This window comes from Leifsonia sp. 10N434 (genome assembly GCF_056394405.1).
Genome location: NZ_JBFTHV010000005.1, coordinates 252,106 through 265,025 on the forward strand (window position 1 = coordinate 252,106; position 12,920 = coordinate 265,025).

Genomic DNA, 12,920 nt, shown 5'->3' on the forward strand with positions numbered 1-12,920 from the left:
CGCCCCGGACGAACAACCAGCGCCGCCGCAGACGAACAAGCAGCGCCTCCCGCCCGGAGAAGACGCGCCAGCTTCGCCGGTAGAATGAAGACCTCCCCCGGCATCCGAAAACCCTTGGAGAGTGCCAGCGTGACCGAAGCCCCCACCACCTCGCCCGCGCACGTCGTCGACACCGTCGCCAACGCAGCGGCCACGCCAGAGCGGGAGCAGCCGTACGCGGCGCTCGGTCTCAAAGACGACGAGTACGCGAGCATCCGCGAGATCCTGGGCCGCCGCCCGACCAGCGGCGAGCTGGCGATGTACTCGGTGATGTGGTCGGAGCACTGCTCCTACAAGTCGTCGAAGATGTACCTGCGCCAGTTCGGCCAGAAGGTCACCCCCGCCATGAAGAAGAACCTCATGGTCGGCATGGGCGAGAACGCCGGCGTCGTGGACGTCGGCGAGGGCTGGGCGGTGACCTTCAAGGTCGAGTCCCACAACCACCCCTCCTACATCGAGCCGTTCCAGGGCGCTGCGACCGGCGTCGGCGGCATCGTCCGCGACATCATCTCGATGGGCGCCCGCCCCGTCGCCGTGATGGACCAGCTGCGCTTCGGCGCGATCGACAACCCCGACACCGCCCGCGTCGTGCACGGTGTCGTGTCGGGAATCTCGTTCTACGGCAACTGCCTCGGCCTGCCGAACATCGGCGGCGAGACCTACTTCGATCCGATCTACCAGGGCAACCCGCTGGTCAACGCCCTCTCGGTCGGCGTCCTCCGCCACGAAGACCTGCACCTCGCGAACGCCTCCGGCCTCGGCAACAAGGTCGTGCTGTTCGGTGCGCGCACCGGCGGCGACGGCATCGGCGGCGCGAGCATCCTGGCGTCCGACACGTTCTCGGCCGGCGGACCCACGAAGCGTCCCGCCGTGCAGGTCGGCGACCCCTTCGCCGAGAAGGTGCTCATCGAGTGCTGCCTCGAGCTGTTCCGCGACAAGCTGGTCGAGGGCATCCAGGACCTCGGCGCGGCCGGCATCTCCTGCGCGACATCCGAGCTCGCCTCCAACGGCGACGGCGGGATGTTCATCGAGCTCGAGAAGGTGCTGCTGCGCGATCCCACTCTCACGGCCGAGGAGATCCTCATGTCGGAGAGCCAGGAGCGCATGATGGCGGTCGTGAAGCCCGAGCTGCTGGACGCCTTCCTCGCGGTGACCGCCAAGTGGGATGTCGAGACCAGCGTTCTCGGCGAGGTCACCGACACCGGACGCCTCGTCATCAACTGGCACGGTGAAGAGATCGTCAACGTCGAGCCGCGCACGGTCGCGGTCGACGGCCCCGTCTACGAGCGCCCCGTGGCCTACCCGGCCTGGATCGACGCACTGCAGGCCGACAGCGCCTCCCGCCTGGCTCGCCCCACCTCGGGCGACGAGCTGCGCGAGCAGTTCCTCGCACTGCTCGGCAGCGCCAACCTGGCCGACAAGGGCTGGATCACCGACCAGTACGACTACTTCGTCGGCGGCAACACGGCCCTCGCGTTCCCGGATGACGCCGGCATGATCCGCGTCGACGAGGAGAGTGGCCTCGGCTTCGCCATCGCCACCGACGCCAACGGCCGCTACTGCCAGCTCGACCCCAAGCAGGGCGCCAAGCTCGCCCTGGCGGAGGCCTACCGCAACGTCGCCGCCTCCGGCGCCGTGCCGGCCGCGGTCACCGACTGCCTCAACTTCGGCAGCCCGGAGAACCCCGAGGTCATGTGGCAGTTCTCGCAGGCGGTCGAGGGACTCTCGGATGCCTGCCTCGAGCTCGAGATCCCGGTCACGGGCGGCAACGTCTCGTTCTACAACCAGACCGGTTCGACTCCGATCTTCCCGACCCCCGTCGTCGGTGTGCTGGGCGTCATCGACGATGTCGCGCGGCGCATCCCGAGCGGGTGGCAGGACGAGGGCGACAACATCTACCTGCTCGGCATCACGCGCGAAGAGCTCGACGGCTCGGCCTGGGCCGGAACGGTGCACGGCCACCTCGGCGGGCGTCCCCCGGCGGTCGACCTCGACCGCGAGCGGGCGCTCGGCGAGCTGCTGCGCGCCGCGTCGCTGGAGAGCCTCGTCGGCTCGGCCCACGACCTCTCCGACGGCGGCCTGGCGCAGGCCCTGGCCGAGAGCGTGATGCGCTTCGGCGTCGGTGCGCGCGTCTGGCTCACCGAGATCATGGACCGCGACGGAGTGGACGCGGCGACCGCCCTGTTCAGCGAGTCGACCGGGCGCGTGCTCGTGTCTGTGCCGCGCGAAGACGACGTCAAGTTCCGCGGACTGTGCGAGGGACGCGACTTCCCCGTGCTGCGCATCGGCGTCACCGACGCCGAGGTGGGCACCCAGCCGGTGCTCGAGGTGCAGGACTTCTTCACCGTCGGTCTCGAGGAGCTGCGCGGGACGCACCGTTCGACGCTTCCCGAGCACTTCGGGCCGGTCGTCGCGTAGCGGCGGTTCCGCTCCCTATCGCTCGCGAGAGGCGGCATCCACCGCACTCGCCGGCACCGGCGCCGCCGCCGCGCGTCGCGTCAGCAGCCGCACCCGCTGCTGCGTGAGCAGGATGCCCAGCAGCACGACGACGGCTCCGACGGGCTCGTTCCAGCTGAGCGTCTCGTGCAGCACGAGGATGCCGAGCGCCACGCCGACCACGGGCGTCACGTACGTCACCCCTGAGGTCGCGGTCGGTCCCCAGGCGCGCAGCACGTTCATGTTCCAGATGTAGACCACGCCCGTGCCGAGAGCCCCCAGCGCCAGCAGGCTGAGCAGCACCGGCCAGCTGAACGTGATCGGGCCCACGGCGATGACGGGCGTGAGCACCAGCATGATGACGGCGGCGATGCCGATGTTCATCACGGCGGTCGACGTCGCCGAGATCTGACGGTGGCTGATGAACCGGCGGATGTACCCGAAGCTGAAGCCGTAGCAGGTGACCGCGCCGAGGCAGGCGAGCTGGCCCCACAGGCTGCCGGTGAGTGCCGCGACCTGCCAGGGACCGACGACCACCACGACACCGACGACGCCGATGAGCACGCCGAGCACCTGGTCGCGGTTGAGCTTCTCGACCCGGAACGCGAGCGTGACCAGGATGGCCGTGGTGATCGGCGTGACCGCGTTGTAGATGCTCGCGAGGCTCGACGAGACGTACTGCTCCGCCCACGCGAAGAGCAGGTACGGGATGACGCAGTAGGTGACCGCGACCACCGTGAAGTGCAGCCAGACGATCGGCTCCCGCGGGAGCCTGCTGCGCGTGATCAGGGCGATGATGCCGAGGGTGATCGCGCCGAACACCAGACGGGCCCACACCACCTGCCCGGGGCCGACCCCTTCGAGGCCCACCTTCATGAACAGGAAGCTGGCTCCCCAGATGAGACCCATGGCGATGAACTGCAGTGCGACCTTCACGTATCGACGGTAGTGCCAGCCGCGGACATCCGCACGCGGGTTTCGGACGCCGTGTTCCGCGCAGGCGGTATCGTGGCTGAAGACGGCGAGGGGTTTCGGGGATGGTTCTGTTGTCGGTAGGGATCTGGGCGCTGGTCGTCATCTGCCTGGTGCTGGCACTCACCGGGCTCGTGCCGGTGATCGCGAACTTCATCGTGTTCGCCGTGATCCCGTTCCACGCCTTCATCAACCACTACGGCAAGGCCAAGCCCTACCTGCCTCGGGTGGCGATCGTCGTTCCCGCCTGGAACGAGGGCGCCGTGATCGGCGCGTCCATCGACCGCCTGATGAAGCTCGACTATCCGCTCGAGGCGCTCCGCATCTTCGTGGTCGACGACGCCAGCACCGATTCCACGCCCGACGTCGTCCGAGAGAAGGCCGAACGGTATCCGGGCAACGTCTTCCTCCTGCGCCGCGAGAAGGGCGGAGAGGGCAAGGCGCACACGCTCAACCACGGCATCCGCGAGATCCTCAAAGACGAGTGGATGGAGGCGCTCCTGATCATGGACGCCGACGTCATCTACCTGCCCACCTCACTGCGCCGGATGACGCGCCACCTGGCGGACCCCGAGGTCGGCGCCGTCTCCGCGTACATCCGCGAGGGCAGCCAGGACCGCAATTACCTGACGAAGTTCATCGGCGTCGAGTACGTGCTGTCGCAGCCCGCGTCGCGCCGGGCACAGAACGTGCTGGGCGCTCAGGCGTGCCTCGCCGGCGGCGCCCAGCTGCACACCCGCGAGAACCTCGTCGCGATCGGCGGTCAGATCGACACGTCGTCGCTCGCAGAAGACACGATCACGACGTTCGAGACGCAGCTGCACGGCCGACGCGTGGTGTTCGAGCCGCACGCCGAGGTGCTCGCTGAGGAGCCGCGAGCGATCGACGGACTCTGGAAGCAGCGGCTGCGCTGGGCACGCGGCAACGCCACCGTGACCTCGCGCTACCGCAAGGTGTGGTTCCGGCCGTCGCGCACGCACCGCCTCGGCGGCGTCATGTTCGGGCTCGAGTGGTTCAGCCTCTGGCTGCTGCCGGTCATCATGGTCGTGTCGTCCATCGGCCTGATCGGTCTGCTGTTCCTGCAGAGCGAGTTCGCGACGACCGTCTTCCGCATCCTGTGGATCTCGGCGGCGCTGGCGTACATCTTCGTGCTGATCCTCGGCTCGCTCACCGACACCCGCACCAGCAGACGGGCGATCGGTCATATCCTGCTGTTCCCGGGGATCATCAACATGCTCGTGATGCTCACAGCGCTGTTCCCGCCGCTCATGCTGGTGTGGCTGCCCGGGCTGTTCGGTGTGACCCTGAACGAGACGGCGCTCTTCGTGCTCACCCTGTGCATCTACATCTGGGTGCCGATCTCGATGGTGTTCGCGTGGCTCGCCCGCAAGGTCGAGGTGACGAGGGCGGGCCGCTGGCTGGCGCCCACCCTCGTCTACCTGGCCGGCTACGGGTCACTGCTGTGCGCGATCACGTTCGACTCCTACGTCAAGGAGCTCCGCGGTGCCGAGGCGCGGTGGGACAAGACCGAGAAGATCGGTCGCGTCGCCACCAACCAGACCTAGGCCGCGTTCGCGACGACCTCGAACCCGGCCGTCAGCAACACCGCGTCACGCGAGGAGGGACCGACGAGCAGTTCGAAGGCACCGGGCTCCACCCGGCGGGTTCCCGCGGCGTCCACGATCGAGAAGTCCTGCACGGGGAGCTCGAAGCGCACCCGAGCCGTCTCACCCGGTTGCAGATCGACCTGACGGTAGGCCTTCAGCTCCTTGTCCGTCCAGCTGACGCTCGTCACCGTGTCCCGCACATAGACCTGGACGGTCTCGCGCACCGGGCGTGCACCGGTGTTGCTCACGCTGACCTCGGCCACGAGGTGCTCGCCGGCGCCGAGTTCGGTGCGCGCGAGGGTCAGGTCGGCGTACTCCACGCTCGTGTACGACAGTCCCTCGCCGAACCCCCAGGCGGGAGCCTGGGTGAGGTCGGCGTACCGGTCGCCGTGCTGCCCGCGGATCTGGTTGTAGTACGTCGGCTGCTGGCCGACGTGCCGGGCGAAGGAGATCGGCAGGCGGCCGGAGGGCTCGATGCGACCGGCGACGATCTCAGCGATCGCCTGACCACCCAGCATTCCCGGGTTCGCTGCCCAGACCACGGCGGCGGCGTTCGCGACCGACGGCGGCAGCACGAGCGGCTTCGAGGCGAGGAGCACCACGACGACGGGTTTCCCGGTCGCGATCATCGCGTCGAGCAGCGCGATCTGGCCGCCGATCAGTTCGAGTGTCGCGGTGGAGCGGCCCTCGCCGACGAGCTCGATCCGGTCGCCGACCACGGCGACCACCACGTCGGACGCCTCGGCGGCGGCGACGGCCTCGTCGATCAGCACGGGGTCCGGGTCGCACGGCACGACGACGGCGGGTCGCGGTTGCCCGTCGGGGAACGTCTTGCCGTGCGGGTCGTTTTCAAGCGTCAGTATGTCGGCGCCCCTGGCGTGCAGGACGCTCCAGCCGTCGATCGCCTGCAGACCGTCGAGCACGGTGGTGATCATCTCGCGCGGCTGGCCGTCGAGCCATCCGGCCTGGCCGGATCCGCCCGCCCAGTCGCCGAGCTGGGTCTGCGCGTCGTCGGCGAGCGGGCCGACGAGCGCGACACGCAGGGGCTCAGACGGGAGCGGCAGCGTCCCGTCGTTCTCCAGCAGCACGATCGAGCGCCGCGCGATCTCGAGGTTCAGCTCGGCGTGCGCCGCGCTGCCGACCACGGTGTCGAGTTCGGCCGAGGGGAGGCGGGCGTTCTCGAACAGTCCGAGATCGAACTTCAGCGTCAGAATGCGGGCGACGGCAGCGTCGAAGGCGTCCTCGGCGAGCATCCCCTGGGCGACCGCCTCGAGCGCGCCCTCGTAGAACATCGGCGTGGTCATGACCATGTCGTTACCGGCCTTCACCGCGGCAGCGGCGGCGTGCGCGTAGTCGGGCTGGATCTTCTGCTCCCAGACCATGCGGCCGACGTTGTCCCAGTCGGTGATCAGCGTCCCGGTGTACCCCCACTCCCCGCGCAGCACCTCGCTGAGCAGCCAGTCGTTCACCGTGATCGGCACCCCGTCGGTGCTCTGATAGCCGAGCATGAAGGTGCGGCATCCTTCGCGCGCCACCCGCTCGAACGGCGGCAGGAACCAGCTCCGCAGCTTGCGCCGTGAGATGTCGGCCTCGCTCGCGTCGCGGCCGCCCTGCGTCTCCGAGTACCCGGCGAAGTGCTTCGCCGTCGCGAGGATCGCCGTCGGATCGTCGAGTCCGTTCCCCTGGTAGCCGCGCACCATGGCGCTTGCGAGCTCGCCGATGAGGAAAGGATCCTCGCCGAAGGTCTCGCTGACGCGTCCCCAACGGAGGTCCCTGGCGATGCACAGCACGGGCGAGAAGGTCCAGTGCACACCGGTCACGGCGACCTCTTCCGCGGTGGCGCGCGCGACCCGCTCGATCAGGTCCGCATCCCACGACGCGGCCATTCCGAGCTGGGTGGGGTAGATCGTGGCGCCCGGCCAGAACGAGTGCCCGTGGATGCAGTCCTCGCCGACGAGGAGGGGGATCCGCAGGCGGGTCTCGGCGGTGAGCCGATTCGCCTCCAGGATCCGCTCCGGGGAGGTGTGCAGGATGGAGCCGACGTGCCGACGCAGGATGTGGTCGCGCAGGTCGTCGCGCGCGTCGAGCTGCAGCATCTGCCCGACCTTCTCCTCCACGCTCATGCGTGCGAGGAGATCGGCGACACGTTCGGCTGTCGTCAGCGCCGGGTCCTGGTACGGAGGGGTTCCAGATGCCAGAACCGGGGAGGCTGATGGCAGGGTCGAGGTCATTCGGTCGTGCTCTCCACTGTTCTTCCGACCGGAGCGGCCGTGGGGGTATCGGTGCGCACCTGGGTGACGGCGGCGTTGAGGTTGATGCCCTTGCGCTTCATCGCACGGGCCCGCTCTCCGGCCGAGCGCAGTCGGGGGTTGACGTATTCGTCGATGCCGAAGTTGATCAGGGACAGTGCCACGCCGAGCAGGGCGATGCACAAGCCGGCGGGAACGTACCACCACCAGTAATCCGGGAACGCGTTGTTCTGCTGCGCCCAGAACAGGATGGTCCCCCAGTTCAGGTTCGACACCGGGATGACGCCGATGAACGCGAGGGTCGTCAGACCCAGGACCGCGGCCGTCATGGTGCCGACGAAACTCGACGCGATGATCGCCAGGAGGTTCGGGAGCATCTCGACCAGGATGATGCGGTGCAGCGGTTCACCGTTGGCGCGCGCGGCCTGGATGAAGTCGCGGTTGCGCAGCGACATGGTCTGCGCCCGCAGCACGCGCGCTCCCCACGCCCATCCGGTCAGACCGAGCACGGCGGCGATGAGCCACAGGGGCGGGTCCTCGAACTGCGAGGCGACGATGATCATCAGCGGCAGTCCGGGGATGACGAGGAACACGTTCGAGAAGGCCGACAGCGATTCGCTCTTCCAGCCACGCAGGTAGCCGGCGGTCACACCGATGATGATCGCGACCACCGTGGCCATGATCGTCGCGAGGAACCCGACGACGAGCACGCCGCGCGTTCCGTAGACGAGCTGGCTGAAGACGTCCTGGCCGATGTGGGTCGTGCCCAGGAGGTGCTCCCACGACGGCGGCTGAAGGGTCTCGTCGAGATTCTGCGCGTTCGGGTCGTACGGAGCGATCCAGGGCGCGAAGATCGCGACGAGCACGAACACGCCCATGATGATCAGCCCGGCTGCGGACTTGGGGTTGCTGAACATCGCGAGCGAGGCTCGCAGCTGCGACCAGAAGGTGTTCTTCGTGGGGCGTTGGCGGCCTGCGACGGCGAAGGCCAGGGTCTCGGGGGCGCCGACGCCTGCGGGCTGCGCGAGCGTCGTCTCCTGGGCGGGGGTTGTCATGGTCAAGCCTCCGTCTGATGGGTGCGGGGGTCGAGGATGGCGTAGGCGATGTCCGCGAGGATGTTCGCCACCAGCACAGCCAGGACCAGGACGAGGAAGATGCCCTGCATCAGCGCGTAGTCCTTCGCGCTGGTGGCGTTGAGCAGCAGCAGGCCGATGCCTGGGTAGGAGAAGACCATCTCCATCACGATCGTGCCGCTGACGATGAAGCCGATGGCGAGGGCGAAGCTCTGGATCTGCGGGAGCACCGCGTTGCGGGCGGCGTAACGCCAGAGCACGCGGCGATCCGGCATGCCCTTGGCCTGCGCGACGGTGATGTAGTCCTCGTCGAGCACGGTGAGCATCATGTTGCGCATGCCGAGCACCCAGCCGCCGACCGAGACGATGACGATGGTGATCATCGGGAGCGCGGCGTGCGAGATCACCTGGGAGATGAAGTCGGCGTTCCATCCCGGTTCCACGCCCAACTCGTAGGCGTGTCCGGCGGGGAACCAGCCGAGCGTCGTCGAGAACACCGCGATCAGGATGAGCCCGACCCAGAAGTACGGGACGGTGCCGAGGAACGTCGTCACGGGGACGAACACGTCCAGCCGTCCACCGCGCTTCCATCCGATCACCGCGCCCAGGCTGGTGCCGATCAGGAAGGAGATCACCGTCGCGAAGCCGACGAGCCCGAGGGTCCACGGCAGGGCCGAGGCGATCGCATCGCCCACCGGCGCCATGCCGGTGGAGATCGAGACACCGAGATTGCCGTGGAAGAGCATGTTCCAGTAGTCGAGGTACTGCTGCCAGAGGGGCACCGACGTGTCCAGGCCGAACATCAGCCGGAGCGCCTTCTCCGCATCCGGGGTCAGCTGGCCCTGGCTTCGTGCCATGTACGACGAGACTGCATCGCCCTTCATCATGCGCGGCAGGAAGAAGTTGATCGTGATCGCCGCCCACAGGGTGAACGCATAGAAGCCAACGCGTCCGCCGATGAATCGCCAGGGGACGCGCTTGCCACGGCGCTCGGTCTTCGTGGCCATCGTCCCGACGAGGGTCGGGTCGATGGTCGTGGGAGCTTCGGCGCTCACAGTGCACCTCCTGAGGTCAGCGGGGCCATCGCACCGAAGTGCTTCTCGGGGTCGGGGGACGCAGCGCGGAGCTCGCGGGTGTACGGGTCCTGCGGCCGGAGGATGACATCGTCCGCGGGTCCGTGCTCGACGATCCTGCCCTGATTGAGCACGATGATCTCGTCGCTGAAATGCCGCGCGGTCGCCAGGTCGTGGGTGATGTAGAGCACGCCGAGCCCTTCTTGGCTCTGCAACTCGGCGAGCAGGTTCAGCACTCCGAGACGGATCGACACGTCGAGCATCGACACGGGCTCGTCGGCGACCAGCAGCGCGGGGCGCGATGCCAGCGCACGCGCGATGGCCACGCGCTGACGCTGACCGCCGGAGAGCTCGTGCGGACGCCGGTCGATCACGGCATCCGCGTCCAGCTGCACCCGGTGCAGCAGACGCCGCACCTCGTCATCGACCTCCTTGCGCGGAACGACATCATCCAGACGCAAGGGGCGCTCGATGTGGTGGCGGATCGAGTGCGAGGGGTTCAGCGACGCGAACGGGTCCTGGAAGACCATCCGGAGCTGCTGGCGATACTTCCTCAGCCGCTTCCCGGACCGGGGGATCGGGGTGCCGTCGAGCAGCACGTCACCGCTGGTGGGGGTCTCGAGCTGCGTGAGGATCTTCGCGATGGTCGACTTGCCGCTGCCCGACTGGCCGACCAATCCGATGGTCTGTCGCGGGCCGAGGGTGAAGCTGACGTCGTCCAGGGCCTTGAGCTGCCCCGCACCGCGCACGTTGTAGATCTTGGTGACGTTCTTGAATTCGAGCGTGGTCATCGCACGACCACCCCTCTCTCGCCGGTGAGGCGTGGAAACGACCGGAGCAGCTTGCGCGTGTACTCGTGCTGCGGGTTCGTCCAGATCTGATCCGCGTCGGCCAGCTCGACGATCTCGCCTTCGCGCATGATCGCGATGCGGTCGCTGATCTCCAGCAGCAGGGGGAGGTCGTGGGTGATGAAGACGACGGAGAAGCCGAAGTCGTGGCGGAGCTGGGAGATCTGCTTCAGGATCTCGCGCTGCACGAGCACGTCGAGGGCGGTCGTCGGCTCGTCCATGACCATCAGTTGCGGACGGAGCGCGAGGGCCATGGCGATCATGACCCGCTGGCGCATGCCGCCCGAGAGCTCGTGGGGGAAGGAACGCCGGCGCTGGGCGCCCACCTTCACGATCTCCAGGAGGTCGTTCACCTCGGCGCGACGCTGCGCACGGCTCATCTCCGGGCGATGCACCAGGAACACGTCTTCGAGCTGCGAGCCGATGGTGGCCACCGGGTTGAGAGCGTTCATCGCCCCCTGGAAGACCATGGAGACCTTGTCCCAGCGGAAGCGGCGCATCTCCTCCGCGTCGAGGGCGTTGATGTCGATGTCGTCGCCGCCTTCGTCGTGGAAGACGACGTTGCCGCTGCTGATGACGGCCGGCGGCTTGAGGAGGCGCTGCACTCCGTAGGCGAGTGTGGTCTTGCCGCACCCGCTCTCGCCGGCGAGACCGACGATTTCGCCGCGCTTGATGTCGATGGTGACGTTCTTGACCGCCTCGACGGGCGGATCCACGTCGTACACGACCGAGAAGTCGCGCACGGAAAGAAGGGAGTCTGTCATGGGGATGTCGCTTTCACGCGGTCCGCGGACCGTCCGGGGCGGACGAGGGCCGAGAGCCCTCGCCCACCCCGGACGCGCAGGTTACTTACTTACCAGCCGACTTCAGGTTCATGATGACCTGAACCGCCGAGGGCTGCGTCGGGTCAGCCGTCGCGTACTGGTTGCTCTCGCTGGGCCATCCCGTGAACTTGCGGGTGTTGTACTCGGCCAGCTGCGGGTGGGTACCGATCGGGATCGCCGGGACGTCCTCCACGAAGATCTTCTGCAGCTTGTTCAGCGCAGCGGTGCGGGAGTCGTCGTCGGAGGCCTGTGCGTACTCCTTGAGCAGGGCGGTCGCCTCGGGGTTCTTGTAGCGTCCGAAGTTGTCGGAGACCTTGCCGCCGGCAGCCTGATCGATGTAGCTGCTGTTCATGACGTCGTCGTAGATGTGCCACGGGTTCGAGCCGGAGCCGGTCCAGTGCAGAACGGCATCGAAGTTGCCGGAGGCGACGTTGGCGAACCAGGTGTCGGCGTCGGGCGTTGCGACCTTCGCGTCGGCGCCGAGCGTGGTCTTGATCTGCGTCGCGACCAGCTGGATGCCGGTGACGTAGTCGTTCCAGCCCTGCGGGTCCTGCAGGGTGAAGGAGACCGGCTTGCCGGACGGGTCGATGAGAGCGCCGCTCTTCCAGGTGTAGCCCGCGTCGGTCAGAACCTTCTTGGCGCCGTCGACGTCGATCTTGAAGGTCTGGTCCTTGTACTCGGGAGCGATGTACTGGTCACCGGTCGGCTGCGGGATGCCGGTCACGTTGGTCAGTTCCGGTCCGGCGTTGCTGCGCGCCTTCTCGGCGTGCGCCTTGCGGTCGATGACCATGTTGACGGCCTTGCGGAACGCGACGTCGTTGAACGGAGCCTTCGTCGTGTTGACCACGATCATGTCCGGGCTCAGAACGTTGGCACCCCAGAAGACGTTGTGCTTCGGGTCCTTGTCCACATAGTTCTTCTGGTAGTCGGTGATGAAGATCTGCGCCCAGTCGGTCTCGCCGCTCTGGAGAGCGCGGAGCAGGCCGGTGTTGTCGTTGTACTCGAGGTACTTCAGCTCGGCCACGGGAGCCTTGCCGCCCCAGTAGTCGCTGCGTGCCTTCAGCACGACGCCCTGCGACGAGAAGGTCTTGATCGTGTACGGACCGGTGCCGATCGCGTCCTTCACGGCGTCCTTGGTCGGGTCTGCGATGCCCTTCCACTGGTGCTCGGGAACGATGGCGACCTGCAGCACGTCACCCTGCTTGACGAACTTCGACTCGCTGAAGTTCAGCACGACGTTGTCGCCGTCCTTCTTGACCTCGGTCAGCTTGAGGCCGCCCAGGTCGAGAGCCGGGGTGTTCTTGATCAGGTTGTACGTGAACACGATGTCGTCCGCGGTGAAGGGCTTGCCGTCGTTCCACTTGACGTTCGCGCGCGGGGTGACCGTCAGCTGCGTGTAGTCGGAGTTCCACGTGACCTTCGAGGCGAGCCACGGGGTGGTCTCGTTCTTGCCGACCGGGTTCACGATCGCGAGGGGCTCGTAGATCATCCGGTCGTAGCCGAGCGACATGCCGGAGCCGGTCGTGATGAACGGGTTGTTGATCTGCGTGGCGAGGATGGCCGCGCCGTCCGGCTTGGCGACGGTGAGCGAGCCGGTGCTCGCAGCCTTCGCCCCGGACGAACCGTTCGATGAGCAGCCGGTGAGCGCAAGTGCGCTGATGGCGGCGATCGCGGACACCGTGATTAACGTTTTCCTAAGCCTCATTGCTTCTCCTTCATGGCGGACACATTCGTTGTGCCCTGTGGTGCGGGATGTGGCTGACGATAACTTGCTTACTGGTCAGAAAGCAAGTTGGATC

9 protein-coding genes are annotated in these 12,920 nt (G+C 67.5%); 2 read left to right on the top strand and 7 right to left on the bottom strand.

Translation table 11 applies throughout. The features are described from left to right. Positions 1 to 84: 84 nt before the first annotated feature. On the top strand, positions 85 to 2,457 hold the full coding sequence (gene purL / locus AC1DB1_RS14820) for a phosphoribosylformylglycinamidine synthase subunit PurL (protein WP_271175820.1): 2,373 nt from the start codon (positions 85 to 87) through the stop codon (positions 2,455 to 2,457). Between the two features lie 15 nt (positions 2,458 to 2,472). On the opposite strand, the gene AC1DB1_RS14825 is transcribed toward purL, so the two are convergent. Further along, positions 2,473 to 3,411 carry a DMT family transporter gene (locus tag AC1DB1_RS14825; protein ID WP_477201350.1) on the bottom strand — a complete coding sequence of 313 codons (939 nt, stop codon included), beginning with the start codon at positions 3,409 to 3,411 and terminating at the stop codon, positions 2,473 to 2,475. 101 nt (positions 3,412 to 3,512) lie between these two features. Here AC1DB1_RS14825 and AC1DB1_RS14830 point away from each other — a divergent pair, with 101 nt between their 5' ends. Beyond that, positions 3,513 to 5,012: a glycosyltransferase family 2 protein gene (locus tag AC1DB1_RS14830; RefSeq protein WP_477201351.1), complete on the top strand. Its 1,500-nt coding sequence runs from the start codon at positions 3,513 to 3,515 to the stop codon at positions 5,010 to 5,012. On the opposite strand, the gene AC1DB1_RS14835 is transcribed toward AC1DB1_RS14830, so the two are convergent. The 6 genes from AC1DB1_RS14835 to AC1DB1_RS14860 all read right to left on the bottom strand — a co-directional run bounded on the left by AC1DB1_RS14835 (position 5,009) and on the right by AC1DB1_RS14860 (position 12,799). Further along, on the bottom strand, positions 5,009 to 7,285 hold the full coding sequence (locus AC1DB1_RS14835; RefSeq protein ID WP_477201352.1) for an exo-beta-d-1,3/1,6-glucosidase: 2,277 nt from the start codon (positions 7,283 to 7,285) through the stop codon (positions 5,009 to 5,011). The genes AC1DB1_RS14830 and AC1DB1_RS14835 overlap by 4 nt on opposite strands. Next, the gene (locus AC1DB1_RS14840) at positions 7,282 to 8,358 is read right to left on the bottom strand and encodes an ABC transporter permease (protein ID WP_373877110.1); all 1,077 of its coding nucleotides are present in this window, start codon (positions 8,356 to 8,358) and stop codon (positions 7,282 to 7,284) included. Before AC1DB1_RS14840 ends, AC1DB1_RS14835 begins: the two co-directional genes overlap by 4 nt. Positions 8,359 to 8,360: 2 nt before the next feature. Continuing rightward, a complete protein-coding gene (locus AC1DB1_RS14845; RefSeq protein WP_477201383.1) occupies positions 8,361 to 9,383 on the bottom strand; it encodes an ABC transporter permease in 1,023 nt (340 codons plus the stop codon). Between the two features lie 44 nt (positions 9,384 to 9,427). Further along, positions 9,428 to 10,240, bottom strand: coding sequence for an ABC transporter ATP-binding protein (locus AC1DB1_RS14850; protein ID WP_477201353.1), 813 nt, complete (start codon positions 10,238 to 10,240; stop codon positions 9,428 to 9,430). Continuing rightward, positions 10,237 to 11,061, bottom strand: a complete 825-nt coding sequence (locus tag AC1DB1_RS14855) for an ABC transporter ATP-binding protein (RefSeq protein WP_271175825.1) — start codon at positions 11,059 to 11,061, stop codon at positions 10,237 to 10,239. The genes AC1DB1_RS14850 and AC1DB1_RS14855 overlap by 4 nt, the downstream gene beginning before the upstream one ends. Positions 11,062 to 11,146: 85 nt before the next feature. Then, the gene (locus AC1DB1_RS14860; protein ID WP_477201354.1) at positions 11,147 to 12,799 is read right to left on the bottom strand and encodes an ABC transporter substrate-binding protein; all 1,653 of its coding nucleotides are present in this window, start codon (positions 12,797 to 12,799) and stop codon (positions 11,147 to 11,149) included. Between the last annotated feature and the right edge of the window lie 121 nt (positions 12,800 to 12,920).

What these genes read in the sequence shown, in the direction of transcription:
- AC1DB1_RS14850 (WP_477201353.1), bottom strand. Translation starts at nt 10,240, where the DNA reads ATGACCACGCTCGAATTCAAGAACGTCACCAAGATCTACAACGTGCGC.
- AC1DB1_RS14830 (WP_477201351.1), top strand. Translation starts at nt 3,513, where the DNA reads ATGGTTCTGTTGTCGGTAGGGATCTGGGCGCTGGTCGTCATCTGCCTG.
- purL (WP_271175820.1), top strand. Translation starts at nt 85, where the DNA reads ATGAAGACCTCCCCCGGCATCCGAAAACCCTTGGAGAGTGCCAGCGTG.
- AC1DB1_RS14845 (WP_477201383.1), bottom strand. Translation starts at nt 9,383, where the DNA reads ATGGCCACGAAGACCGAGCGCCGTGGCAAGCGCGTCCCCTGGCGATTC.
- AC1DB1_RS14840 (WP_373877110.1), bottom strand. Translation starts at nt 8,358, where the DNA reads ATGACAACCCCCGCCCAGGAGACGACGCTCGCGCAGCCCGCAGGCGTC.
- AC1DB1_RS14835 (WP_477201352.1), bottom strand. Translation starts at nt 7,285, where the DNA reads ATGACCTCGACCCTGCCATCAGCCTCCCCGGTTCTGGCATCTGGAACC.
- AC1DB1_RS14855 (WP_271175825.1), bottom strand. Translation starts at nt 11,061, where the DNA reads ATGACAGACTCCCTTCTTTCCGTGCGCGACTTCTCGGTCGTGTACGAC.